We start from the raw sequence: 24,742 nt of genomic DNA, 5'->3' as shown, positions 1-24,742 counted from the left end.
CGGTGCACGCCGCGCGCCGCTAGGGTGGTCGTCGTGCCAGGCACCCCTCCACCCGCGGACGCCGTCGACGTGACGGCCGCCGTGCCGGCGCACCCCTGTGACGCGACGGTCCTCGGCGCCGTCCAGGCCCGCGGAGCCGACGGCGCCCTCGTCGCGCCGGGCGGGGTGCGGTCGCGTGAGCTGCTCGTGGCGCTGGTCCTCGCGCACGGGCGACCCGTCTCCTCGCGTGCGCTCCTCGACGACCTGTGGTGGGACCACGACGACCTCGCCGACCCGCGCGCCGCGCTCCAGACGCTCGTCTCGCGCACCCGTCGGATCGTCGCGCCCGGCCTCGTGGTCTCAGGGCCCGCGGGCTACGCCTGGTCGGGGAGCAGCGACCTCGCGGCGGCGCGGAGCGCGCTCGACACCGCGACGGCCGCGCTCGCCACCGACGACGGCGACGCGGCGCTGGCCGCGGCGCGCGGCGGACTGGCGCTGTGGCGCGGCGAGCCCGGGGCCGATCTGAACGCCGGCTCCCCGCTCGCGGACGCGCTCTCGGCGGAGGCGGCCCGCCTGGCCGGGTCCCTCGAGGAGGTGCTGCTCGCCGCGCTCGTCGCCGCCGGCCAGGACGAGGAGGCCGTGGCGCTCGCGGGGAGCAGGCTCGCGAACCTGCCGTCCGACGAGGCCGCCTGCCTCGCCTACATGACTGCGGCCGCCAGGCTGGGCCGCGTCAACGACGCTCTCCGCGCGTTCGCGGCGCTGCGCGAGGCGCTCGCGGACGAGCTGGGCGCCGACCCGGGCAGCGGGATCGCGGAGCTGCACGAGCGGCTCCTGCGCGGCGAGGTGCCGGGTTCCGCCCGCCCGGGCTCGGCGACGCCCGCGCCCCCGGGTCAGGTGCAGCCGGGCGCCGGTGCGGACGCCCCGACCTCCGAGGCGCCCGACGCGCCGCGGCCCGCCCCCGCGCTCGCGATCGGCCTGCGCGCCGCACCCAACCCGCTGGTCGGACGCGACGGCGACGTGCTGGCGCTCGAGGAGGCGCTCCGACGCTCCCGCCTCGTCACGGTGCTCGGCCCGGGAGGGCTCGGGAAGACGCGCATCGCCCAGGAGCTCGCCCACCGCGCCGCGGGACGCGGTGAGCCGGTCGTGGTGATCGAGCTCGCGAGCGTGCGGACGGACGACGACGTCGAGCTGGCGCTCGCCACGGCGCTCGGGGTCCGGGACGTCCAGGGCTCGCAGCGCATCGGGGACGGCATCCCCCGACCCGACACGCGCGCACGCATCCTCGACCGGCTCCGTGCCCCCGGGACGCTCGTCGTCCTCGACAACTGCGAGCACGTGCTCGACGGCGCCGCGGCGTGGGTCGCCGAGGCGCTCGCGGAGACGGCGGTGCGGGTGCTCACGACGAGCCGTGCCCCGCTCGCCCTGGCCGCCGAGACGGTGCGGCCGCTGCCTCCTCTCGCCAGCCGGGCCGGCGTCGGGCAGGGCCCAGGCGAGTCGGACGCCGGGCCGGCCGTCGTGCTGTTCGAGCAGCGTGCCCGGTCGGCGCGCCCCGAGGCTCCGCTGCCCCGGGACGTCGTCGAGCGGCTCTGCGACCGGCTCGACGGGCTGCCGCTCGCGATCGAGCTCGCGGCGGCGCGCGTGCGGTCGATGTCCGTCGTGGAGATCGAGCGCCGCCTCGCGACGCGCTTCGCCCTGCTGACGTCGGGGGACCGGGCGGCGCCCGAGCGGCACCGGACGCTGCGGGCCGTGATCGAGTGGAGCTGGAACCTCCTGGGCACCGCCGAGCAGGCGCTCCTGCGGCGCGCGTCCGTCTTCCCGGGGACGTTCGGCGCCGACACGGTCGAGGCCGTCACCGCGTCGGTGGACGGGCGCGCGAGCGACCCGACCGCGCTCGACACGCTCGACGACCTCGACGGGCTCGTCGGGCAGTCCATGCTCGTCGTGGTCGAGGACCCCGCCACCGGGACGACGCGGTACCGCATGCTCGAGACGGTGCGCGAGTTCGGTGGGCTCGAGCTCGCCAGGGCCGGCGAGGGCGCCGCCGTGCGGGAGGCCGTCTACGCATGGGCTGTCGCGCTGGGGCGCGACCTGGGCGGCCGGCTCACCGGCCACGAGCAGCTCGAGACCGTGCGCCGGGTCCGGGCCGAGCAGGACATCCTCGTCCAGGTGGTCCGGTGGGGGCTCGAGGACCGTCGGCGTGACGTGCTCGGCCCCGTCTTCGCGCTCCTCGCGCACTTCTGGATGCTGCGCGGCCAGTTCGTCGAGACCGTCTCGTTCGGGCTCGACGTCGCCGAGGTGTTCGTGGGGCACGAACCGACCGCCCGTGACGCGAACGACCTCGCCTGGGTGTACTTCGCGGCGGGCTCGCCGCTCGCGGTCGTCCTCGACCAGGAGCGGTCGCTCCGCTCGACGGCCCGGCTCCGGCGTCTGTCCCGCAGCGGGCTGCCGCTCGCGCCCGAGGCGCGCGCGTTCGTCGAGCTCGCCGTCGGCGTCGACGACCTCGCCTCGCTGCCCGCGCTGCTCGAGCGCCAGCGCGACGACGAGGCCTGGACCGTGTCGATGTTCGCGCACATCATGTCCGCGCAGATCGGCGAGAACATGGGCGAGCTCGATGTCGCCGAAGGGTACGCGCGCCGGGCCTACGAGATCGCGACACAGCACGGGGACACCTGGGGCTCGGCGATGGCCACCCAGAGCCTCGCCGAGCTCGCCGCGGAGTCGGGCCGGCCCGAGGACGCGCTGCGGTGGGTCGAGGTCACGCGTGCCGGCCTGAAGGGTCTCGACCTCGACAGCGACGCCTTCACCTTCCAGGTCGGATCGATCGAGGCGAACGCGCTCGTGTCGCTCGGACGCGGGCGCGAGGCCCGCACGATGCTGCAGGACCTCGCCCGGACCCCGGACGGCGTGGGCGAGTCGTCGGTGCTGCCCGGCGCGGAAGAGGTCTTCAGCGCGTCCGACCGGCGCGTCATGGGCCTCGGCGGGCTGTCGCACGAGGCCTACGCACGCGGGGACGTCCGCGAGGCGCTCGACCTCGCCACCCTGACGTACGACGAGCTCCGGCACCAGCGTCGTGGGGGCTTCCAGGGCGGCCTGGTGCAGGCGGCGAACCGGCTGGCGATGGCGGTCCTCGACGCCCAGGACGCGCGTGCCGACGGGCGCGAGCCGGCCTCGAGCGCCGGCGAGCGTGAGGCGTGGGCGCGCGAGCTCACGACGACGCTGCGGATCTCGCTCCGCGGCCAGGGCGCCGGCGGGTTCGTCGACCGGCCCGTGCTGGGCGCCGCGGCGCTCGCGCTCGGCTCGTACCTGTGGTCGGACCGGCCGAAGATGACCGACCTCGGGCTCGAGCTGGCGACCCTCGCGGGCCGGGTGAGGTCGCGCCAGGACTACGTGGTGCTCGAGCGCGCACGCCATCGTGCCGCCGCCGTGCGTGCGCTCGGCGAGGACGCCGTCGTCGCCGTGGAGCAGCGGGCCCTGGCCGTCCCCGACCCCGTCGCGCGGATCGGCGAGATCGTCAGGGAACGCCCGTGGCGGAGGCCCACCGGCTGAGAGCCGGGGACCCCCGCCACGGGGACACGGTGCAGGACGGCGGCCGCGCCGTCGGGCTCACGCCTTGCGCATGTACGCCTTGACGGTGAGGGGGCGAAGATCACGACGATCGCCGCCGCGCCGAGCAACGAGATCCAGGCGTCCGAGCCGAAGCTGCCGTTGTTGGCGAGCTCGCGGACCGCCGTCACGAGGTGCGAGATCGGGTTCACCTGGACGAAGCCCTGCAGCCAGCCCGGCATCGACTTCGGGTCGACGTACGCGTTGGACAGGAACGTCAGCGGGAACAGGATGATCATCGAGATCCCCTGCACGCTCGAGGCGGTGCGGGCGATCACGCCGAAGAACGCGAAGATCCAGCTCACGGCCCAGGAGCACGCGATCACGAGGAGACCGGCGAGCACGACGGAGCGGAGGCCACCGGCGGGCCGGTAGCCCATGACGTAGCCCATCACGAACGTGAGCGTCGTCGCGATCCCGTAGCGGAGCGTGTCGGCGAGCAGCGCGCCCGACAGCGGCGCGATCCGGGCGATCGGCAGCGACTTGAAGCGGTCGAACACCCCCTTGTCCATGTCCTCGCGGAGCTGGACGCCCGTCACCACCGAGGTCGTGATGACCGTCTGGACGAGGATGCCGGGGATCAGGGTCGGCAGGTAGCTCTTGACGTCCCCGGCGATCGCGCCGCCGAAGATGTAGGAGAACATCAGCGTGAACAGGATCGGCTGGAGCGTCACGTCGATGAGCTGCTCGGGCGTGCGCTTGATCTTGAGCAGGCCGCGCGCGGCCATCGAGACCGTGTTCGCGAGGGTCTGCTTGACGCTGGTCCGGTTCTTCAGCTCCCGCTCGATGCCGGGAACGATCTGGGTGTGGCGGTCGAGGCTCACGGTGGTCATCGCAGCGCTCCCTCGGGGGTCGGTGTGGCGGTCGCCTGGTTGCCGAGGACGTCGGCGGGAGACAGGTGGTCCTCGTTCTTCTCGTCCTCGACCCCGTGCCCCGTCAGGGACAGGAAGACCTCGTCGAGGCTCGGCTTCGACATGTTGAGCGACGCCACCTCGATACGCGCGTCGCGGAGCCGGACGAGAAGGTCCGTGACGGCGTCGGGACCGGGGACGGGGACGGTGATCCGTCGGGCCTCGGGGGAGAGCGTGGCGGAGACACCGAACGTCGTCTCGACGAGGGACAGCGCCGCGGTCAGGTCGCCGGGCTCGACGAGACCGAGCTGCAGCGACTGCTCGCCGACGGCGTCCTTCAGGTCGTCCGAGGTGCCCTCCGCGACGACGCGGCCCCGGTCGATGACCGCGATGCGGTCGGCGAGCTGGTCCGCCTCGTCGAGGTACTGCGTCGTGAGGACGACGGTCGACCCCGTCGCGACCAGGCTGCGGATCGTGTCCCACATCTGGGTGCGGGTCCGCGGGTCCAGACCCGTCGTCGGCTCGTCGAGGAACAGCAGGGGCGGCTGCGCGATGAGGCTCGCCGCGAGGTCGAGCCGGCGGCGCATGCCGCCGGAGAAGTTCTTGAGCGGCCGCCTGGCGGCCTCGGTCAGCGCGAAGGCCTCGAGCAGGTCGGCGCTGCGCTTGCGCGACTCCGCGCGCGACAGGCCGTTGAGCCTGCAGAACAGCATGAGGTTCTCGGTCGCGCTGAGCGTCTCGTCGACCGACGCGTACTGGCCGGTGACGCCGATGAGCTGGCGCACGACGAACGGCTCGCGGAAGACGTCGTGGCCGAAGATCCTGGCCTCGCCCGCGTCCGCCTTGAGCAGCGTCGCGAGCATGCGGATGGTGGTCGTCTTGCCGGCGCCGTTGGGGCCGAGGACGCCGTAGACGCTGCCGGTGCGGACCGACAGGTCGACGCCGTCGACGGCGCGGTTGTCGCCGAAGACCTTGACGAGTCCGTGGGCCTCGACGGCCCAGTCTCCGGAGCTGCGGGTGGACATGCCTACCTACCTCCTGGTTGCGGGAACGGGTCCAGCATCGCCAGGTGCGCTGTCAGGGCGCTGTCATGTCGCTGACGGGAGCACTGACAGTCAGCCCCACTGGTGCGCGTCGCCCGCGAACGTGTGCACGAACCCGCACGCGGCGCAGATCGCGCCGTCGGCCGAGCGGTTCAGCCAGTCCAGGTCGAAGAACGTGAGCCCCGTCGTCTGGAGCTTGATCTCCCGCTGGTAGAACCGGTCGCCGCCGCACGTGCGGCACGTGAGCGGGACGCGCACGCCGCGACGTCGGTGGGCGTGGGCATCGCGTCAGGCCTGGGCGGGGGCTCCGTCGGGGACGGTCGCGGCGACCGGCTTGCGCTCGCGCATCGTCAGCAGCGCCCAGGTCGTCGTGGCCGTGAGGCACGCGGCGAGCAGCATGTGGATCGCGACGAGCCCGATGGGTAGACCGGTGAAGTACTGCACGTAGCCGACGACGCCCTGGACGAGGACGAGCCCGAGGACGGCGAGCAGCGCGCGGCGTACCCGCTGGGGCGTGGGGAAGCGGCGCGTCCGCCACAGGAGCCAGGCGAGGACCAGGACGAAGAGCCACACGGTCGCGGCGTGGAGACGCGCGACGCTCTCGGGGTCGAACGGGAGGCGGTCGTCGTGCACGTCGTCGCCGCCGTGGGGGCCGGAGCCGGTCGTGATCGTGCCGAGAGCGAGCACGGGCACGAGGACGACGCCGAGCACCCGGGACAGCGTCCAGGTACCGGGGTCGACGACGCGGTGCGGCGGCCCGTCACCCTCGTCGAGGCGGACGAGCAACAGCGTCGAGAGCCAGACGAGCGCCATCGAGACGAGCAGGTGCACCGCGACCATCAGGGGCGCGAGGTCGGTCAGGACGGTGATGCCGCCGAGGACAGCCTGCACGAGCACGCCGAGCAGGGGGACGAGGCCGAGCCTGCGGAGCGACGCCGCACGGGACCGCTGCCGCCAGACGAGGACCGCGGTCGCGGCCGCGACGACGACGAGCAGGAACGTCACCATGCGGTTCCCGAACTCGATCGCCTGGTGGTAACCGGTCGCGGCGTGCCGGACGGGCGTGAAGCTGCCCGGGTGGCACTCGGGCCACGTCTCGCAGCCGAGGCCCGAGCCCGTCAGGCGGACGAAGCCGCCCGTGACGATGATCGCGAGCTGACCGACGAGGTTGGCGATTACGACGGCACGGGTCCACCGGGCCGCGCGGTCGAGGACGCGGCCGAGCGCGCTCGGGGCGGGTGGCGCGTCGTCGCCGGTACGGGTCGCGGTGCTCACGCGACCACGGTAAGCGACGGGGGCTCCCGGCCGGAATCCCGGGGCTGTGAGATCGTGCGGGCGCCGTCACTGCCACCGGAACCACCGCCGTGTCGCCCAGCCGAGGACGACGGTCCACGCGAGCAGGACGAGCACCGGCCCGACGGGGATCGACCCGTCGAGGAGGGCGCCGCGCATGGCGTCGCCCAGGGCGCCCGAGGGCAGCAGCGCTGCGACGTGGCTCCACCAGCCGGCCAGGTGCGCGGGCGGGACCAGCACGCCGCCCGCCACGATCAGGACGACGAGCAGCAGGTTGGCGAGCGCGAGGACGCCCTCGGCGCGGAGGGTCCCGGCGACGAGCAGCGCGAGCGCCGTGAACGCCGCGGTCCCGAGGAGCGCCGCGACGACGGCCAGCGGGATCCCGGCCGCGTGCGGGTGCCAGCCGAGCACCAGGGCCACGACGACGAGCACCACCGCCTGCACGACCTCGACGGCGAGGACACCCAGCACCTTGCCTGCGAGCAGGCCGCCCCGCCCGAGCGGCGTGGTCGCCATCAGGCGCAGGACGCCGTTGCGCCGGTCGAACGCGGTCGCGATGGCCTGCGAGGTGAAGGCGGTGGACATCACGGCGACGGCGAGCACGCCGGGCGTCAGGAAGTCGATCCGGCTGGCCCCCGACGTGTCGAGCTCGACGGCGTGCACGCGGTCGAGCCCGATGAGCAGGAACAGCGGGAGCAGGACCGTGACGAGGATCTGCTCGCCGTTGCGCAGGATCGCACGGGTCTCGAACGCGGCCTGGGCGGCGACGCGGCGCCAGGCAGGTGCGGGACCCGCGTGCGGCGCGCCGACCCCGGGCGTGGTGGCGGCGGGCGAGCTCATCGCAGGTTCCTCCCCGTGAGGTCGAGGAAGACGTCCTCGAGCGTGCGGCGGCCGACGCTGACGCGCGACGCGAGCACGTCGCGCGCGGCGAGCGCCTCGGTCAGCGCGACGAGCGTGGCGGGCTCGACGACGCCCTTGGTGACGTACTGGCCGGGCGCGCGCTCGCGGAGCTCGAGGCCGGGCAGGAGGTCGGCGGGCAGCCCGGGAGCGGCCTCGAGGCGCAGGGTCTGCTCGTGCTCCCGGCCGTCGGCGCCCCCGCCGTCGGTGACGAGCTCGCGTACGGAGCCCTGGGCGATGACCTTTCCGCGGTCGACGATCACGACGTCGTCGGCGAGGGCCTCCGCCTCGTCCATGAGGTGCGTGGTGAGGACGACCCCGACGCCGTCGGCGCGCAGCTCGGTGACGAGCTCCCATACCGCGCGCCGCGACTGGGGGTCCATGCCGGCGCTCGGCTCGTCGAGGAAGACGAGCTCCGGCCGCCCGACGACGGCGACCGCGAGGGCGAGGCGTTGCCGCTGGCCTCCGGACAGCCGCCGCACCGTGGTCCGGGCGAACGAGCCGAGGCCGAGACGCTCCGCCAGCTCGCCGACGTCGCGCGGGTCCGCGTACATGCGGGCGACGTGCTCGAGCATCTCGAGCGCGCGGACGCCCGTCGGCAGGCCGCCGTCCTGCAGCATGACGCCGACGCGCGGGCGCAGGGCCGCGGCGTCGGCGAGCGGGTCGAGGCCGAGGACCTCGACGCTCCCGCCGTCGGGGGAGCGTAGGCCCTCGCAGCACTCGACCGTCGTGGTCTTGCCGGCGCCGTTGGGGCCGAGGACCGCGGTGATCGCGCCGCGACGCGCGACGAGCGAGAGCCCGTCGACGACGGCGGTGCCGGCGTACCGTTTGACGAGGCCGTCGACGCGGAGCGCGACGTCGCCGGCGCGGGCACGGCCCGGACCGCCCTCGTGGGGCGTCGTCCGGGGGTGTGCGGCAGGGTCGGTCGCAGGGGTGCGGGGCACGAGGGCCCAGTGTAGGAGGCCCGCCTGACCGTCCGGCCCGCGGCGAGCGCCCGGGGCGTCGGCGGGGGTGTTCGTCTCGTCACGTAAGGGGCGCCTTGCTTGCACGCGCCGATTTTGGCAACGACAATGTTTCCTAACGTCCGGCGACGGCTGAGGGAGGTGACCGGGTGGCGACCATCCATGCCGCGGTGGCGACCGACGAGGTCTCGGCTGACGCCTCGACCCGCGAGCGGGTGCTCGCCCTCATCGCCTCCGAGGGTCCGGTCAGCGCCGCGAGCCTCGCCGCCGATCTCGGTCTCACGTCGGCCGGTGTGCGCCGCCACCTGGCGTGCCTCGAGGAGGACGGCCTGATCGCCGTCCACGACGCGGGCGCGCACGGGCCCGGCAAGGCGCAGCGCGGCCGTCCCGCGCGGCGCTACGTCGCGACCCGGCGCGGGCAGTCGCACATGGCGGGCGAGTATCCCGAGCTCGCCGGCGCCGCGCTGAGGTTCCTGCGCGACCACGTCGGCCCCGAGGCCGTCGAGACCTTCGCCGCCGAGCGTTTCGCTGGGATGGCCGAGCGCTACCGCGAGGGCGTCGACGCCCCCGACGTCGCAGGCCGCGTCGAGCAGCTCGCGGCCCTGCTGGCCGCCGACGGGTACGCCGCGAGCGTCCGACCGGTCTCAGCCGGCCTGCCCGGCGCGAGCGTGCGGCTCGTCCAGCTCTGCCAGGGGCACTGCCCCGTGCAGCAGATCGCCGCCGAGTTCCCGGAGCTGTGCGAGGCGGAGGCCCAGGTCTTCACGGAGCTCCTCGGCACGCACACGCAACGCCTCGCCACGCTGGCCGCGGGCGGTCACGTGTGCACCACGAACGTCCCGGTCGTCGCCTCGGCGGCGGCCGCACCCCCACCGAGCACGTCACCCCGCCCCCGCGGAAGGAAGCAGATGAGCGCCCCCACCCAGGAAACCCGCCGCACCGACGACGAGATCATCGCCGAGATCGGTGGCTACGGGTACGGCTGGCACGACTCCGACGACGCCGGCGCCACCGCGCGCCGCGGCCTGTCCGAGGACGTCGTCCGGAACATCTCGGAGCTCAAGAACGAGTCCGAGTGGATGCTGAAGACGCGCCTGAAGGCCCTGCGGCTCTTCGAGAAGAAGCCCATGCCGCACTGGGGTGCCGACCTGTCCGGCATCGACTTCGACTCGATCAAGTACTTCGTGCGGTCGACCGAGAAGCAGGCCGCGACGTGGGACGACCTGCCCCCGGACATCAAGGCCACCTACGACAAGCTCGGCATCCCGGAGGCGGAGAAGCAGCGCCTCGTCGCGGGCGTCGCCGCGCAGTACGAGTCCGAGGTCGTCTACCACCAGATCAACGAGCAGCTCGAGGCTCAGGGCGTGCTCTTCCTCGACACGGACACGGCCCTGCGCGAGCACCCGGAGATCTTCGAGGAGTACTTCGGCACGGTCATCCCGTCGGGCGACAACAAGTTCGCCGCGCTCAACACGGCCGTGTGGTCGGGCGGGTCGTTCGTCTACGTGCCGCCGGGCGTCCACGTCGAGATCCCGCTGCAGGCCTACTTCCGGATCAACACCGAGAACATGGGCCAGTTCGAGCGGACGCTGATCATCGCGGACGAGGGCTCGTACGTGCACTACGTCGAGGGCTGCACCGCCCCGATCTACTCGAGCGACTCGCTGCACTCCGCCGTCGTCGAGATCGTCGTCAAGAAGAACGCCCGCGTCCGGTACACGACCATCCAGAACTGGTCGAACAACGTGTACAACCTCGTGACCAAGCGTGCGACGGTCGCCGAGGGCGGCACCATGGAGTGGGTCGACGGCAACATCGGCTCCAAGGTCACCATGAAGTACCCGGCCGTCTACCTCATGGGCGAGCACGCCAAGGGCGAGACCCTGTCGATCGCGTTCGCCGGCGAGGGCCAGCACCAGGACACGGGCTCGAAGATGGTGCACCTCGCGCCGCATACGTCGAGCTCGATCATCTCCAAGTCCGTCTCGCGCGGCGGTGGCCGCTCGTCGTACCGCGGGCTCGTGCAGGTCATGGAGAGCGCCCACAACTCGAAGTCGAACGTCCTGTGCGACGCGCTGCTCGTGGACACGATCTCGCGCTCCGACACGTACCCGTACGTCGACGTGCGTGTCGACGACGTCGAGATGGGCCACGAGGCCACCGTCTCCAAGGTGAGCGAGGATCAGCTCTTCTACCTGATGTCCCGTGGGCTCGAGGAGACGGAGGCCATGGCGACGATCGTGCGCGGCTTCATCGAGCCCATCGCGCGCGAGCTGCCCATGGAGTACGCGCTCGAGCTCAACCGTCTCATCGAGCTGCAGATGGAGGGCTCGGTCGGCTGACCCCGACCGCGGCGCCGGGCCTCCCGGCGCCGCGCCCCTCCGTCCCGTTCCCGCCCTGACCTTCCGGAGCCCTTCGTCGTGACCACCTCGACCGACCTGTCCACCGACCACAGCCGCGCCCGGCTCGACGGCGCGCACAGCCACGGCGTCCCCGGCGCCGGGGTGCCCGAGCGCGACCGTGCTGAGCGCCTCACCTCGTTCGACGTCGCCGACTTCACCGTGCCCACGGGCCGCGAGGAGGAGTGGCGCTTCACGCCGCTCGCCCGCCTGCGGCGCGTCTTCTCCGCCGAGGCGTCCGACGCCCGGCTCGCCACCACCACGTCGCTGCCCGACGGTGTCACGCTGACGACCCTCACGCCGGCCGAGGCCCGTGAGCGCGCGGTGCTCGCGCCCGCCGACCTGCCTGCCGCGGGGGCCGCGAGCCTCGCTGGCGACGCCGTCCTGCTCTCCGTCCCGGCGGGCTTCGCGTCCGACGAGCCGGTCGTCGTCGACCTCGCCGGCTCCGGGGTCGGCGACCTCGTCTGGGGCCAGGTGCTCGTCGAGGTCGGCGCGAACGCCGAGGTCGCCGTCGTCGTGACCCACACGGGTTCGGCCACGTACTCCGTGCAGCTCAGCGTGGACGTCGCCGAGGGCGCGCACGTCACGTTCGTCTCGATCCAGGACTGGGACGACGACGCCGTCCACCTCGCCGAGAACGACCTGCGCCTGGCCAAGGACGCGACGCTCAAGCACGTCGTCATGACGTTCGGCGGTGCCCTCGTGCGCATCCCCGTGAACGCCCGCCTCGAGGGCGAGGGCGCGAACCTCGAGCTCGTCGGCGCGTACTTCACCGACGCCGGCCAGCACCAGGAGCACCGCCTCTTCGTCGACCACGCGACCCCGCGGGCCCGCTCGCGCGCGACCTACAAGGGCGCGCTGCAGGGCGACGGCGCGCACGCGGTGTGGGTGGGCGACGTCCTGATCCGGGCCGAGGCCGAGGGCACCGACACGTACGAGCTCAACCGCAACCTCGTGCTCACGCCGGGCGCGCGCGCCGACTCGGTGCCGAACCTCGAGATCGAGACCGGCGAGATCGAGGGTGCGGGCCACGCGTCCGCGACCGGCCGCTTCGACGACGAGCAGCTCTTCTACCTGCAGTCGCGCGGCATCCCCGAGATCGAGGCCCGCCGCCTCGTCGTGCACGGCTTCTTCGCGGAGCTCGTGCGCGAGATCGGCGTGCCGAGCGTCGAGGCACGCCTGCTCGCCTCGATCGAGAAGGAGCTGGCCGTCACGCCCACGGGCGGCGAGCCGGAGCACGCATGACCGCGCAGCTCGCGTGCCGGGTCGACGCGCTGGAGCCCGCCGAGGCTCTGCGCGTCGAGCTGCCGAGCGCCGACGGCGCGCTCGTCGAGGTCGCCGTCGTCCGTGACGAGGACGGCGACTGGCACGCGATCTCCGACATCTGCTCGCACGGGCAGGTCTCGCTGTCCGACGGCGAGATCGAGGGCTGCACCGTCGAGTGCTGGCTGCACGGGTCGACCTTCGACCTGAACACCGGCCGGCCGCTGTCGCTGCCCGCGACCCGTCCCGTGCCCGTCTACCCGGTGACGGTCGACGGCGAGCAGGTGCTCGTCGACGTCGACGCCCGGGCCAACTGACCACCCAGACCGCATCACCCCCGAGGAGCCACCCCCGATGTCCACTCTTGAGATCCGCGACCTGCACGTCAGCGTCGAGACGAAGGAGGGCCCCAAGGCCATCCTCCGCGGCGTCGACCTGACGATCGGCAGCGGCGAGATCCACGCCGTCATGGGCCCGAACGGCTCGGGCAAGTCGACGCTCGCGTACTCGCTCGCCGGTCACCCCAAGTACCAGGTGACCTCCGGCACCGTGACGCTCGACGGCGAGGACGTCCTCGCGATGACCGTCGACCAGCGCGCCCGCGCCGGCCTCTTCCTCGCCATGCAGTACCCGGTCGAGGTCCCCGGCGTCTCGGTGTCGAACTTCCTGCGCACCGCGAAGACCGCGATCGACGGCGAGGCCCCGCGCTGCGCACGTGGGTCAAGGACGTGAAGTCCGCGATGGCGAACCTCCGCATGGACCCCGCGTTCGCGGAGCGCTCGGTCAACGAGGGCTTCTCGGGCGGCGAGAAGAAGCGCCACGAGATCCTCCAGCTCGAGCTCCTCAAGCCCCGCTTCGCGGTGCTCGACGAGACCGACTCGGGCCTCGACGTCGACGCGCTGCGCATCGTGTCGGAGGGCGTGAACCGTGCGCACGAGGCGAGCGACCTCGGCGTCCTGCTCATCACGCACTACACGCGCATCCTGCGCTACATCAAGCCCGACTTCGTGCACGTGTTCGTCGACGGCCGCGTCGCCGAGGAGGGCGGCCCGGAGCTGGCCGAGCGTCTCGAGAACGAGGGCTACGACCGCTTCCTGCCCGCCGGGACGGTCGCCTGACATGACGACGACGTCCGCCGCGCAGGGTGCGCCCGCGCACCCGGGTGCCCGCCTGACCGACGCCGAGCTGGCGGCGGTCCGGGCGGACTTCCCGCTGCTCGGGCGCACCGTGCGTGGGGGCGCCCGCTCGTCTACCTCGACTCGGGGGCGACGAGCCAGAAGCCCGACCCGGTGCTCGACGCCGAGCAGGACTTCTACCTGCAGCGCAACGCGGCCGTGCACCGCGGCGCGCACCACCTGGCCGAGGAGGCCACGGAGGCGTTCGAGCGGGCGCGCGCCGAGGTCGCGGCGTTCGTCGGTGCGGACGAGGGCGAGCTCGTGTGGACGTCCGGGGCCACCGCCGCGATCAACCTCGTCGCGTACGCGATGGGCAACGCGACCGCGGGCCGGGGCGGCGACGCCGCCAAGCGGTTCCGGCTCGCTCCGGGCGACGAGATCGTCGTGACCGAGGCCGAGCACCACGCGAACCTCGTGCCGTGGCAGGAGCTCGCAGCCCGCACGGGCGCCGTCCTGCGCTGGCTCGAGGTCGACGACGACGGCCGCGTGCGGGTGGACCAGGCCGCCGACGTCGTGACGGAGCGGACGCGCGTGCTCGCGTTCACGCACGCCTCGAACGTCACGGGCGCCGTCACCCCGGTGGCGCCGCTCGTCACTCGGGCCCGCGAGGTCGGCGCGCTGACGGTCCTCGACGCGTGCCAGTCGGTGCCGCACCTGCCGGTCGACCTGCACGCGCTGGGTGTGGACTTCGCCGCGTTCTCCGGCCACAAGATGCTCGGCCCGACGGGCGTCGGCGCGCTGTACGGGCGGCGCGAGCTGCTCGAGGCGCTGCCCCCGTTCCTCACCGGCGGGTCGATGGTCGAGGTCGTGACCATGACCGAGACGACGTACGCACCACCGCCGCAGCGGTTCGAGGCGGGCACGCAGCCCGTCGCGCAGGCCGTCGCCCTCGGGGCCGCGGCGCAGTACCTCGGCGAGCTCGGGATGGACGCCGTCGCGGCGCACGACCACGAGCTCGCGGGCGAGCTGCTGAAGGTCGCCGACATCCCCGGCGTGCGGGTGATCGGCCCGACCGAGCCCGGCGCGGTGGGGGAGCGGCTCGCGATCGTGTCGTTCGTCGTCGACGGCGTGCACGCGCACGACGTGGGCCAGGTGCTCGACGCCGCGGGCATCGCGGTGCGGGTCGGCCACCACTGCGCGCAGCCGCTGCACCGCCGGTTCGGGGTCGCCGCGACCGCCCGCGCCTCTGCGTCCGTCTACACGACGGTCGACGAGGTCGTCGCGTTCCGGGAAGCCCTGGCGGGGGTCCGGGCGTTCTTCGGTGCGGAGGAGCGTGATGACGAACCAGCTCGAGCAGCTCTACCAGCAGGTCATCCTCGACCACGCCCGGTCGGCGCACGGCCGCGGGCTCGCGGTCGCGGACGCCGTCGGGCACGCGCACGGCGAGTCGCACCAGGTCAACCCGACCTGCGGCGACGAGGTGACCCTCCGCGTCGACCTGTCCAGCTCCGGCACGGGCGGCGTGGCCGTCGTCGACGAGGTCAGCTGGGAGGGCCAGGGCTGCTCCATCTCGCAGGCGTCGCTGTCCGTGCTGACCGACCTGGTGACCGGCCGGAGCGCCGACGAGGCCGAGCAGCTCGGCGAGACGTTCCGGGCGCTCATGGCGTCGCAGGGCAAGGGGCTCGACGAGAGCCTCGAGGACGAGCTCGGCGACGCGACGGCGTTCACCGGCGTGTCCCAGTTCCCGGCGCGCATCAAGTGCGCGCTGCTCGGCTGGGCCGCGCTGCGCGACGCGCTCGCCAAGGCGGGTGCCGCGTCGGCGACGTCGGCACCCCAGACGCAGGACCTTCCGAAGGAGGACGCATGACCACCGATGCCGAGAACGCGCCGGCCGTGACGCCCGAGGCGGCCGCGGCCGCCACCCCGGCGACCGTCGAGGAGATCGAGGAGGCGCTGCGCGACGTCATCGACCCCGAGCTCGGGATCAACGTCGTCGACCTGGGCCTCATCTACGGCGTGACCGTCGACGCGAACAACCACGCCGTGATCGACATGACGCTCACGTCCGCGGCGTGCCCGCTCACCGACATGATCGAGGACCAGTCCGCGCAGGCCCTCGAGGACGTCGTCACCGGGTTCCGTGTGAACTGGGTCTGGATGCCGCCGTGGGGTCCGGAGAAGATCACCGACGACGGCCGCGAGCAGCTGCGGGCGCTGGGCTTCAACGTCTGAGCGCCTGACGTCGCGCACCCACTCGCCGGCCCCGTCGACCACGGACCAAGGCCCCGCCCGGATCACCGGGCGGGGCCTTCGTCGTCCCTGGGCGTGCGGGTGAGAGGACCGGCACCGGGGGAGGTCCGGTTGTTAGTGCATAGGCAAGTTATGTTATAACTTCATTATGGGGCCACGGGACGAGCGCATGAGCGGGACGAGTCTGGTGACCACGCTGGAGCGGCTGCTGCGTCTCGCGCGCGGGATGTCGACGGCCGGGAACCTCTCCTCGACGGCGGCGTCGGTGCTCTCGCGGCTCGCTCGGACGGGACCGTCCCGCATCACCGACATGGCGCACGCGGCGGGCATCTCGCAGCCCGCGATGTCGCAGCTCGTGGGTCGGCTCGAGCACGAAGGGCTCGTGGCCCGGGCCATCGACAGCGATGACCGTCGGGGGTCCTGGTGGCGATCAGCGAGCCCGGTCGTGCCGTGGTCGCCGCCCGGCGTGCCCAGCTGGCGGACATCTTCGACGAGGCGCTCCGGCACCTCGACAAGACGGACCGGACGACGATCGCAGCCGCCCTCGGCCCGCTCGACCGGCTCGTCGACGCCGTGCTCGAGCTCGAACCAGGAGCCGGTGACGGCGCGCGGCAGCCCGCCCCCGGCAGAACGACAGAGAAAAGGTAGTGATGACAACCCTCGAAACCACAGCCGCTGAGCCCCAGGGATCCGTCCTCAGGCAGCCTCGAGCGGTGTGGGCGGTCGCTTTCGCCTGCGTCGTGTCGTTCATGGGCCTGGGCCTGGTCGACCCGATCCTGACCTCGATCGCCCAAGACCTGAACGCCACCTCCGGGCAGGTGTCCCTGCTCTTCACGTCCTACCTGGTCGTGACCGCCGTGGCCATGCTCATCACGGGCTGGGTCAGCTCGCGGATCGGTGTGAAGTGGACGCTGATCAGCGGCCTGGCGATCATCGTCGTCTTCTCCGCGCTCGGCGGGCTGATGAACAGCGTCGCGGGGATCATCTGGGCCCGTGCGTTCTGGGGCTGGGCAACGCCCTGTTCATCGCCACCTCGCTGGCCACGATCACGAGCCTGGCCAAGGGCCCGCTCAAGAAGGCGATCCTGCTCTACGAGTCCGCGCTGGGCATCGGCATCGGTCTGGGGCCCATCGTCGGCGGCCAGCTCGGTGAGCACATCGGGTGGCGCGGGCCGTTCTTCGGCGTGGCCGTCCTGATGGCGATCGGCCTGGTGGCGACCCTGCTGTTCCTGCCGGCCACCCCGAAGCCCGCGCACAAGGTCTCCGTCGCCGACCCGATCAAGGCGCTGAGGTACCCGGGCCTTCTGGTCGTCGCCGTCACCGCGCTGCTCTACAACTTCGGGATGTTCGTGCTGATGGCGGTCGCTCCGTACCCGCTGGCGCTCGGCTCCACCCACTTCGGTGCCGCGCAGGTCGGCTGGGTCTTCTTCGGCTGGGGCATCTGCCTCGCGGTGATGTCGATCTGGGGCTCGAGCTGGCTCGAGAACCAGGTCGGCACGTTCGCCGCGATCGTGGTCGGCCTGGTCGGTTTCGCGGCGTGCCTCGCTCTCATGGCCGTCTTCTCCCAGGGCAACACCACCGACGGCGTCAGCGGGGGCAACCCTGGGGCATCGTCGCCTGCCTCGTCGCGAGCGGCCTGTTCCTCGGCATCATGAACACGACCGTGACCACGCTCGTGATGGGCGCGGCCCCCGTGCCTCGGCCGGTCGCCTCGGCCGGCTACTCGTTCGTGCGCTTCTTCGGCGGCGCCGTCGGCGCGTACGTCGCGGGGAAGGTCGCCGAGCACACGTTCCAGGGCGCGTTCGTCCTGGGTGCCGGGGTGACCGTGGTGGCGCTGATCGTGCTCACGCTGTTCCGTCGCTTCGTCGGCAGCGCGCCCGTGCCCGCGCACGGCACGGTGGAGGAGGCCGAGGTCCTCGAGCTCGCGGACGCCGACTGACGCTGCTGGACGGCTCGGCGCTCGACGGCGCCCGGAGGCACTGCCTCCGGGCGTCGTCGTGCACGCCGAGACGACGTGGCCGGCCGGAGGCGGCGTCGTGTTCGGGACGTTCCGCGAGAACCCGGCCCGGCCCAAGCAGCCCGGCGGCGGAGCCGGCTACGCCGTCACGGACGTCGATGGGACCCACGCGGCCGCGCTCGCCGCGGGCGGTGCCTCGCTCCGGCCGCCCGAGGACCAGGACTACGGCGGCCGCTCGGCGGCCGTCACCGACCCCGAGGGCAGCATCGGGAGCTTCTGCAGCTCCCGGCCGGAGCGAGTGCCGGGAGAGAGGAACGATTGCAACGGCCTCTGCCGCTGCGACATGTGAGCTGTCAGGAGCCGCGGCGTGCGGCGCGCCGACGCCGTCGGGCCTCGGCGGCCGCGTCCTGCGCGGCGGCGGCCTCCGCCTCGCGGCGAGCCACGTCACGAGCGCTGTCCTCCACGGCCTCGCGCGCCTCGTCGGCGTCGGCGGCGCGCTCGGTGCGCTCCGCGCGCACGCGGGCGAGCTCCGCCTCGAGCCCGGCGACCGCGGCGTCGGCCCGTCCGAGCGCGTCGGTGGCCGCGTCCAGGCCCGACCGGCGCTCGTCGTGGGCCGCGTGCGCCGCGTCGAGCGCCTCCTCCGCGCGGTCGAGCGACTTCTCGGCCTCGGCCACGGAGTCCTCCGGGGCGTCGTGACCGATCGCCTCCGGCCCGGTCGCGCGAGGGGCTCCGCCTGCGTGCCCGGTGCCCGTGGGCCCGCCGGCAGCTCCACCGGCTCACCCGTCTCGTCGACGAGCCCGAAGCCGACGTGCTCGAGACCCCGCGCGAGACGTCCCGCTCGCACCGCGTGCGCCGCTCCCGGATCGGCGACGGCCGCCACCAAGGTGTCCCGGACCGCGCGTAGCGTCGTCTCGGTGAGGGGCCGGCCGCCGGGGCGCACCGCGTCCGCGACGCCGTCGAGCAGGGCGTCCAGGACGCGGCGGCGCTCGCGGTCGAGCGTGACGAGGCGGTCCCGGTCGCGCTGCGCGGTCGCGTCCCGCAGAGCATCACCGATCGCCAGCACCGCCTCCACGCCGTGCGGCACGGTGCGGACCGCCTGGTTGACGGCCCAGGCGGCGACCGTCGGCTTCGGCAGCGCGCCGATCCGCCGGGCGAGCGCCCGGTCGCCGCCGGCCCGCGCCTCGCGCGCCGCCGCGTTCCTCGCCGTGACGAACTCGTCGAGCCCCAGCCCGTAGAGCCGGTCGGCGAGCGGGGCGGGCACACCCTCGTCCGCGGGGTCGGCGTCCGGCGTGTCGGGGGTCACGGTCCCAGCCTGCGCCGTCCGTGCGTCGGCTTCCTGCCGGGGTCGACGGCGTCGCACTGCCCGCCTGCGGGAGAACGCAAGTTCGGTAATCCAAACTTTGGACTGCACATGTCCTAAGATCACCGTATGTCGGAGAGGGCAGCAGCCACGGCGCCGGTGCGCACGCCGGACGAGCAGCGGGACCGTCGTCGGACCCGACCGTCGCTCGGACGCGGGCTCCTGCCGCTCCTCGGCCCGGCGTTCGTCGCCGCGATCGCCTACGTCGACCCCGGCAACGTGGCGGCCAACATCACCTCGGGGGCCCGTTACGGCTACCTGCTCGTGTGGGTGCTCGTGCTCGCGAACGCGATGGCGGTGCTCGTCCAATACCAGTCCGCGCGGCTGGGGATCGTCACGGGTCGCTCGCTGCCCGAGCTCCTCGGCGAACGTCTGCCCCGGGGCCGGCGGATCGCGTTCTGGGTCCAGGCGGAGGTCGTGGCCGCCGCGACCGACGTCGCCGAGGTGATCGGGGAGCGATCGCGCTCCACCTGCTGTTCGGGCTGCCGCTCGTGGTCGGCGGGGTGATCGTCGGCGTCGTCTCGCTCGGCCTCCTGACCGTCCAGGGCGCGGCCAGCGGCGGTTCGAGGCTGCCGTCGTGGCGCTGCTCGCCGTGATCACGATCGGCTTCGTCACCGCGCTGTTCGTCGCGCCACCCGATGCGGGCGCCGTGCTCGGCGGCCTGGTGCCGCGCTTCGAGGGGACGGGCTCGGTCGTGGTCGCGGCGTCCATGCTCGGCGCCACCGTCATGCCCCACGCCATCTACCTGCACTCCGCGCTCGCGCGCGACCGGCACTCGCGAGGCACCGCGACGACCGGTCCCGACGCCACCCCGCCGACCATCGCCGCACCCGCCGCCTGCTGGGCGCGACCCGCTGGGACGTCGTCGGGGCCCTCGTGCTCGCGGGCGCCGTCAACGTCGCGCTGCTCCTCGTCGCCGCGGCCAACCTCCAGGGTGCTGACGGCACCGACACCATCGAGGGCGCGCACGCCGCGATCGTGGACGCGCTCGGGCCGACCGTGGGCGTCGTCTTCGCGGTCGGGCTGCTCGCCTCCGGGCTCGCCTCCACGTCCGTGGGCGCCTACGCGGGCGCCGTCATCATGGGAGGGCTGCTGCGCGTGCGCGTGCCGCTGGCCGCCCGGCGCGTCGTGACGCTCATCCCCGCGCTCGTGCTCCTGGCCGGTGGCGTCGAGCCGACCTGGGCGCTCGTGCTGAGCCAGGTCGTCCTCAGCTTCGGCATCGCCTTCGCGCTCGTCCCGCTGCTGTGGCTCACCGGGCGGCGCGACGTCATGGGCGACTACGCCGACGGCACCTGGATGCGGCTCGGCGGCTGGACCTGCGCCGTCCTCATCGTCGGCCTCAACGTGGCGCTGCTCGTCCTCGGGATCTGACGGGCGCGCCGCTCAGAGCCGCTCGGTGAGGATCCGCGCGCACTGGTCGTACTGCCCCGTCTGGTACCCGAGGCGGAACGCGGCGTCGCGCTGGGCGCTCGAGCCGTGGGTCCACGAGTCCGGGTCCACCTGCCCGGTCGCGGCCTGCTGGATCCGGTCGTCGCCGACGGACGCCGCGGCCGACAGCGCGTCGGCGACGTCCTGCTCCGTGAGGGGCTCGAGGAACGTGGTGCCCGATGCGTCGAGCGTGGTCGCCGCGCCCCGCGCCCACATCCCGCCGAGGCAGTCGGCCATGAGCTCCGTGCGCACCGAGCCCTCGCCGGCGCCCACCTGCTGGCCCCCGGACCGGTCCAGCACCCCGGTGAGGTCTTGGACGTGGTGCCCCACCTCGTGCGCGACGACGTACTCCTGCGCGAGCGGGCCGCCGCTCGACCCGTACTGGCTCGTGAGCTGGTCGAAGAAGCCGACGTCCAGGTACACGGTCTGGTCCGACGGACAGTAGAACGGTCCCGTCGCGGCGCTCGCGGTGCCGCACGGCGAGGACGTGGAGCCGCTGAAGCTCACCGCTGCGGGCTCCGTGTACCGGACGCCGGTCTGGGCGGGGAGCGCCTGCGTCCAGTAGGAGTCGAGGGACTCGACGGTCGCGACGTAGCGGCACTCCGCGCTCTGGTTCGCGTCCGCGCCCGTGAGACAGGTCGAGGCCGCCTGGGCGTTCGTCGACTGGTCCTGGTCGGTGAACGACGACAGGTCGAGCGTGCCCGTCCCGGTGAGCGCGGCGAGCAGCGCGACGAGGAGTGCTCCGATTCCGCCACCGACCGCGACGCCCTTGCCGGGCCCGCGCCGCTGCACGCGGTCCGGGTCGAGCTGGGACCCGCTGGTGAAGGTCATGGGACCACGGTAGGGCGACGTGACGCGCGTCACCTGCCGGGCGATCGCTGCGAGGGGAAGAGGGCGGCGCCCGTAGGATGGTTCGTCGTGATCTCAGCCCAGAACGTCGAGCTGCGCGTCGGCGCACGCGTCCTCCTCGAGGACGCCTCCTTCCGCGTCGGCCCCGGCGACCGCGTCGGGCTGGTGGGCCGCAACGGTGCCGGCAAGACGACCCTGACGAAGGCCCTCGCAGGGGAGACCCAGCCCACCGGCGGGCAGATCGTGCGCTCGGGCGACGTCGGCTACCTGCCGCAGGACCCGCGCACGGGCGACCTCGACCAGCGGGCCATGGACCGGGTCCTGTCCGCGCGCGGCCTCGACGACCTCGTGCGTCGCATGCGGGAGACCGAGGGCGAGATGGCGAGCGCGGACGCGGACACGATGGTGGCCGCGCTCGACCGGTACCCGAAGCTCGAGGCGCGGTTCCTCGCCGCCGGCGGGTACGCGGCCGAGTCCGAGGCCGAGCGCATCACCGCCAACCTGGGCCTCGACGAGCGGGTCCTGAACCAGCCGATGCGGACCCTGTCCGGCGGTCAGCGTCGCCGGATCGAGCTCGCGCGGATCCTCTTCTCCGGCGTCGACACGCTGCTCCTCGACGAGCCGACGAACCACCTCGACGCGGACTCGATCATCTGGCTGCGCGACTACCTCAAGTCGTACTCGGGCGGCTTCGTCGTCATCAGTCACGACGTCGAGTTGCTGCGCGCGACCGTCAACCGCGTGCTCTACCTCGACGCGAACCGTTCGGTCATCGACACGTACGCGATGGGCTGGGACGCCTACCTGCAGCAGCGCGAGTCGGACGAGCGCCGTCGCCGCCGCGAGCGGGCGAACGCCGAGAAGAAGGCCGGAGCGCTGATGGCGCAGGCCGAGAAGATGCGGGCCAAGGCCACGAAGGCCGTCGCGGCGCAGAACATGATCCGGCGTGCCGAGAAGATGCTCGGGTCGCTGGAGGGGAGCGCGTGAGCGACAAGGTGGCGCACCTGCGCTTCCCGACGCCCGCGCCCTGCGGCCGGACGCCGCTCACCGCGTCGGGTCTGTCCAAGGCGTACGGCTCGCAGGAGGTCTTCACCGACGTCTCGCTCGCGATCGACCGCGGCAGCCGCGTCGTGATCCTGGGTCTCAACGGGGCCGGCAAGACCACGCTCCTGCGCATGCTCGCGGGCGTCGAGAGCCCCGACACCGGCGAGGTCGTGCCCGGCCACGGTCTCAAGCTCGGCTACTACGCGCAGGAGCACGACACCCTGGACCTCGACGTGAGCGTCGTGGAGAACCTGCGGCACGCGGCACCCGACCTCACGGACACGCAGGTGCGGTCGGTGCTCGGCTCGTTCCTGTTCTCGGGCGACGACGCCGACAAGCCCACCCGGGTGCTCTCCGGTGGGGAGAAGACGCGCCTCGCGCTCGCCACGCTCGTGGTGTCCGCGGCGAACGTCCTGCTGCTCGACGAGCCGACCAACAACCTGGACCCCGCGTCGCGCGCGGAGATCCTCGGCGCGCTGCGCTCGTACGAGGGCGCCGTCGTCATGGTGACCCACGACGACGGCGCGGTCGAGGCCCTCACGCCGGAGCGCGTCCTGCTGCTCCCGGACGGCGACGAGGACCTCTGGAACGACGGCTACGCGGAACTCGTCTCCCTGGCCTGAGCGTCCGCGCCGGGCGAGGTGCCCGTGGGCGGGCTGTCGTCGGTCGCGCTCGAGGCCCAGCGGTCGGCCGCGAGCTGCGCGTCGACGATCGCGTCCTCCTCGTCCTCGAGGGACACCTTCTGCGGGCGGCCGGAGCGCCGCGCCGCCAGACGCGCGGTGCGGGCCTCGTCGACGTCGTCGTACCCGGCGAGCAGGTCGCCGGCGGTGAGCCGGGGGCCGCGCTCACGGCGCCACAGGACGGCGTACGCGGCGAACATCCCGACGGCGAAGATGACCCACTGCACCGTGTAGGACAGGTTGGTGTCGGGGTCGGGCGCGTCGGGCGCGGGCAGCGCCGCGATCGGGTCGGTCGCCGCGGGCGTCTCGGAGCTCATGACGCCGTACGCGGACGTGGTCCGGCCGTCGGCCCACGAGCTGCCGCCCGGCGCCGCTGCGAGCACCGCGCCCGTGCTGATCGCCTGGACCTGGCCGCTCGGTGCGGACTTCGTCGGGGGCGGCTCGTCGGCGCGCAGCCGGGCGACGAGCGTGACCTCGCCGGTCGGCGGCGCGGGGACGGCGTCGGGCCGCTCGGCGCTGCGCGACGACAGGGGTACCGTGCCACGGTTCACGACGAGCACGACGCCGTCCACGGGCGTCCCCGGCTCGTCGACGACGAACGGCACGAGCACGTGGAACACCGCCGAACCGTCGACGGGGCGGTTGCGCAGGAGCACGGTCCGGTCGGCCTCGTAGTGACCGTGCACCGTGACGGAGCGCCAGACGTCGTCGGCGGGCAGCGGCTCGCCCGGGGCGGGAAGCAGGTCGGCGGCGGGCACGGGGTCGGCCCCGTACGCGGACGTGATCTGCTCGGCCTGGGACTTGTGAAGGTCGTAGCGGGACCACTGCCACTTCGCCGCGACCAGGCACACGGCCGCGAGCAGGACCGCGCCGATCGCGAGCACGACCCACTGCCGGCGGGTGCGGGCGCCGCGCACCTCGCTCATGCGCCCGCCCCTTCGACCTGCTCGTCCGCCCGGTCCAGCTCGGCGACCGGCACGACATCGCGCAGGAAGCCGCGCAGCTCGAGGAACTCGGACAGGCTCTGCCGGTGCGCGTCGCACGCGAGCCAGACCTTGCGCCGGTCCGGCGTGTGTAGCTTCGGGTTGTTCCACAGCAGCCCCCAGGCCGCCGTCTCGCGGCAGCCCTTGGCGCTGCACACGAGGTCGCCGACGGCGTCCGCCCGCGGCTGCGCCCCGCTCATGCGGCGTCCCCGTGGTGGCGTGCGTCCGGTCCCTGCTGGTCGTCGCCGAGGTCGGACGTGTCGTCGCGCGGCTCCTGCGCGCCGTCGTCGGGCTGCTGCTCGAGGACGACGCCGGGCGCGATCGCCGGGAGCCCGGGCTCGTCGGCCGAGCCGGGGAGGTTCGGGTACTCCATGCCGACGGAGTCCCCGCCGCGGCGCTGGCCGCTCGCGTTCGCGAAGATGACCGCGGTGTACGGCAGGACGACGGCGCCCACGATCAGCACGATCCGCACGGGCCAGCTCGGGATCAGGATCGCGCCGACGAAGCACAGGACGCGGACCGTCATCTGGATGGCGTAGACGCGCATCCGGCGCGACTGCTCGTCGTGCCGTGACTCGGGGGCGGAGGTGATGGAGACGACCTCGTGGTCGTCCCCCTCGCGCGGGTCGTGCCCTGGCGTCCTGCTCACCGACCCAGTCTAGGTGCGGCGGCTGGGAGCGACGGGCTTGTCGGGTCCGCACAAAAGCGAGAGGGGCGGCTGGCGCGCGGCGCCAGCCCGCCGAGGTGCCCGGACGGGATAGGTTGTACGACGGCCACCAGAGGTCCGGCGCCC

General features: G+C 73.6%; 20 protein-coding genes and 8 pseudogenes. 17 read left to right on the top strand and 11 right to left on the bottom strand.

Annotated elements, in window-relative coordinates; translation table 11 throughout:
- Positions 1–33 precede the first annotated feature (33 nt).
- Complete coding sequence (locus QQK45_RS19495; RefSeq protein ID WP_284294636.1) at positions 34–3,525, top strand: AfsR/SARP family transcriptional regulator; 3,492 nt, start codon at positions 34–36, stop codon at positions 3,523–3,525.
- Between the two features lie 57 nt (positions 3,526–3,582).
- On the opposite strand, the pseudogene QQK45_RS19490 reads toward QQK45_RS19495, so the two are convergent.
- The 6 genes and pseudogenes from QQK45_RS19490 to QQK45_RS19465 form a co-directional block, all read right to left on the bottom strand.
- A pseudogene (locus QQK45_RS19490) lies at positions 3,583–4,415 on the bottom strand (ABC transporter permease).
- Positions 4,412–5,455 carry an ATP-binding cassette domain-containing protein gene (locus QQK45_RS19485; protein WP_284294635.1) on the bottom strand — a complete coding sequence of 348 codons (1,044 nt, stop codon included), beginning with the start codon at positions 5,453–5,455 and terminating at the stop codon, positions 4,412–4,414. The pseudogene QQK45_RS19490 and the gene QQK45_RS19485 overlap by 4 nt, the downstream one beginning before the upstream one ends.
- Positions 5,456–5,545: 90 nt before the next feature.
- Entirely contained in the window at positions 5,546–5,731 is a 186-nt protein-coding gene (locus tag QQK45_RS19480) for a hypothetical protein (protein WP_284294634.1), read from the bottom strand.
- 30 nt (positions 5,732–5,761) lie between these two features.
- On the bottom strand, positions 5,762–6,748 hold the full coding sequence (locus QQK45_RS19475) for a COX15/CtaA family protein (RefSeq protein ID WP_284294633.1): 987 nt from the start codon (positions 6,746–6,748) through the stop codon (positions 5,762–5,764).
- Between the two features lie 66 nt (positions 6,749–6,814).
- The gene (locus tag QQK45_RS19470; protein WP_284294632.1) at positions 6,815–7,606 is read right to left on the bottom strand and encodes an ABC transporter permease; all 792 of its coding nucleotides are present in this window, start codon (positions 7,604–7,606) and stop codon (positions 6,815–6,817) included.
- Entirely contained in the window at positions 7,603–8,607 is a 1,005-nt protein-coding gene (locus tag QQK45_RS19465) for an ABC transporter ATP-binding protein (protein ID WP_284294631.1), read from the bottom strand. Before QQK45_RS19465 ends, QQK45_RS19470 begins: the two co-directional genes overlap by 4 nt.
- A gap of 167 nt (positions 8,608–8,774) precedes the next feature.
- Between QQK45_RS19465 and QQK45_RS22650 the strand changes: the two are divergent.
- The 13 genes and pseudogenes from QQK45_RS22650 to QQK45_RS19400 form a co-directional block, all read left to right on the top strand.
- Positions 8,775–8,906, top strand: a pseudogene (locus tag QQK45_RS22650) (transcriptional regulator); the annotation flags it as partial.
- A gap of 624 nt (positions 8,907–9,530) precedes the next feature.
- Positions 9,531–10,964 carry a Fe-S cluster assembly protein SufB gene (gene sufB, locus QQK45_RS19455; RefSeq protein ID WP_284295116.1) on the top strand — a complete coding sequence of 478 codons (1,434 nt, stop codon included), beginning with the start codon at positions 9,531–9,533 and terminating at the stop codon, positions 10,962–10,964.
- A gap of 78 nt (positions 10,965–11,042) precedes the next feature.
- On the top strand, positions 11,043–12,266 hold the full coding sequence (sufD, locus tag QQK45_RS19450) for a Fe-S cluster assembly protein SufD (RefSeq protein WP_284294630.1): 1,224 nt from the start codon (positions 11,043–11,045) through the stop codon (positions 12,264–12,266).
- Positions 12,263–12,601 (top strand): non-heme iron oxygenase ferredoxin subunit, encoded by a 339-nt coding sequence (locus QQK45_RS19445; RefSeq protein WP_284294629.1) that lies wholly within the window; start codon positions 12,263–12,265, stop codon positions 12,599–12,601. Before sufD ends, QQK45_RS19445 begins: the two co-directional genes overlap by 4 nt.
- Before the next feature lie 37 nt (positions 12,602–12,638).
- Positions 12,639–13,402: pseudogene (sufC, locus tag QQK45_RS19440) on the top strand (Fe-S cluster assembly ATPase SufC).
- Position 13,403: 1 nt separating this feature from the next.
- Positions 13,404–14,725, top strand: a pseudogene (locus QQK45_RS19435) (SufS family cysteine desulfurase); the annotation flags it as partial.
- A 10-nt stretch (positions 14,726–14,735) separates the two neighbouring features.
- Positions 14,736–15,266, top strand: a complete 531-nt coding sequence (gene sufU / locus QQK45_RS19430; protein WP_284295115.1) for a Fe-S cluster assembly sulfur transfer protein SufU — start codon at positions 14,736–14,738, stop codon at positions 15,264–15,266.
- Complete coding sequence (locus tag QQK45_RS19425) at positions 15,263–15,631, top strand: metal-sulfur cluster assembly factor (protein WP_284295114.1); 369 nt, start codon at positions 15,263–15,265, stop codon at positions 15,629–15,631. The genes sufU and QQK45_RS19425 overlap by 4 nt, the downstream gene beginning before the upstream one ends.
- A 166-nt stretch (positions 15,632–15,797) precedes the next feature.
- A pseudogene (locus QQK45_RS23480) lies at positions 15,798–16,052 on the top strand (MarR family transcriptional regulator); the annotation flags it as partial.
- A 20-nt stretch (positions 16,053–16,072) separates the two neighbouring features.
- On the top strand, positions 16,073–16,297 hold the full coding sequence (locus tag QQK45_RS19420; protein ID WP_284294628.1) for a hypothetical protein: 225 nt from the start codon (positions 16,073–16,075) through the stop codon (positions 16,295–16,297).
- 2 nt (positions 16,298–16,299) lie between these two features.
- A pseudogene (locus tag QQK45_RS19410) lies at positions 16,300–17,303 on the top strand (MFS transporter).
- Entirely contained in the window at positions 17,300–17,587 is a 288-nt protein-coding gene (locus QQK45_RS19405; RefSeq protein WP_284294626.1) for a hypothetical protein, read from the top strand. Before QQK45_RS19410 ends, QQK45_RS19405 begins: the two are co-directional and overlap by 4 nt.
- 97 nt (positions 17,588–17,684) lie before the next feature.
- Complete coding sequence (locus QQK45_RS19400) at positions 17,685–17,954, top strand: VOC family protein (protein WP_284294625.1); 270 nt, start codon at positions 17,685–17,687, stop codon at positions 17,952–17,954.
- A gap of 4 nt (positions 17,955–17,958) precedes the next feature.
- On the opposite strand, the gene QQK45_RS19395 is transcribed toward QQK45_RS19400, so the two are convergent.
- Positions 17,959–18,279 (bottom strand): hypothetical protein, encoded by a 321-nt coding sequence (locus tag QQK45_RS19395; protein WP_284294624.1) that lies wholly within the window; start codon positions 18,277–18,279, stop codon positions 17,959–17,961.
- 426 nt (positions 18,280–18,705) lie between these two features.
- Here QQK45_RS19395 and QQK45_RS19390 point away from each other — a divergent pair, with 426 nt between their 5' ends.
- Together QQK45_RS19390 and QQK45_RS19385 are read left to right on the top strand one after the other, a co-directional pair.
- Positions 18,706–18,840 (top strand): hypothetical protein, encoded by a 135-nt coding sequence (locus QQK45_RS19390; RefSeq protein ID WP_284294623.1) that lies wholly within the window; start codon positions 18,706–18,708, stop codon positions 18,838–18,840.
- Between the two features lie 194 nt (positions 18,841–19,034).
- Positions 19,035–20,336: pseudogene (locus QQK45_RS19385) on the top strand (Nramp family divalent metal transporter).
- A 12-nt stretch (positions 20,337–20,348) separates the two neighbouring features.
- Here QQK45_RS19385 and ypfJ read toward each other — a convergent pair.
- Positions 20,349–21,224 (bottom strand): KPN_02809 family neutral zinc metallopeptidase, encoded by an 876-nt coding sequence (gene ypfJ / locus QQK45_RS19380; RefSeq protein ID WP_284294622.1) that lies wholly within the window; start codon positions 21,222–21,224, stop codon positions 20,349–20,351.
- Positions 21,225–21,311: 87 nt separating this feature from the next.
- Between ypfJ and QQK45_RS19375 the strand changes: the two are divergent.
- Positions 21,312–22,909: pseudogene (locus tag QQK45_RS19375) on the top strand (ABC-F family ATP-binding cassette domain-containing protein).
- On the opposite strand, the gene QQK45_RS19370 reads toward QQK45_RS19375, so the two are convergent.
- Genes QQK45_RS19370 through QQK45_RS19360 form a run of 3 tightly spaced genes read right to left on the bottom strand, consistent with a single transcriptional unit; the run spans position 22,882 to position 24,598 of the window.
- Entirely contained in the window at positions 22,882–23,892 is a 1,011-nt protein-coding gene (locus tag QQK45_RS19370; protein WP_284294621.1) for an SURF1 family cytochrome oxidase biogenesis protein, read from the bottom strand. The pseudogene QQK45_RS19375 and the gene QQK45_RS19370 overlap by 28 nt on opposite strands.
- Positions 23,889–24,149 (bottom strand): hypothetical protein, encoded by a 261-nt coding sequence (locus tag QQK45_RS19365; RefSeq protein ID WP_284294620.1) that lies wholly within the window; start codon positions 24,147–24,149, stop codon positions 23,889–23,891. The genes QQK45_RS19370 and QQK45_RS19365 overlap by 4 nt, the downstream gene beginning before the upstream one ends.
- A complete protein-coding gene (locus QQK45_RS19360) occupies positions 24,146–24,598 on the bottom strand; it encodes a DUF3099 domain-containing protein (RefSeq protein ID WP_284294619.1) in 453 nt (150 codons plus the stop codon). Before QQK45_RS19360 ends, QQK45_RS19365 begins: the two co-directional genes overlap by 4 nt.
- Between the last annotated feature and the right edge of the window lie 144 nt (positions 24,599–24,742).

The organism is Luteimicrobium album (assembly GCF_030161555.1).
GTDB lineage: Bacteria > Actinomycetota > Actinomycetes > Actinomycetales > Cellulomonadaceae > Luteimicrobium > Luteimicrobium album.
Note: the sequence above shows the minus strand (reverse complement) of the source record. Positions and strands in the feature narration are given on the sequence as shown.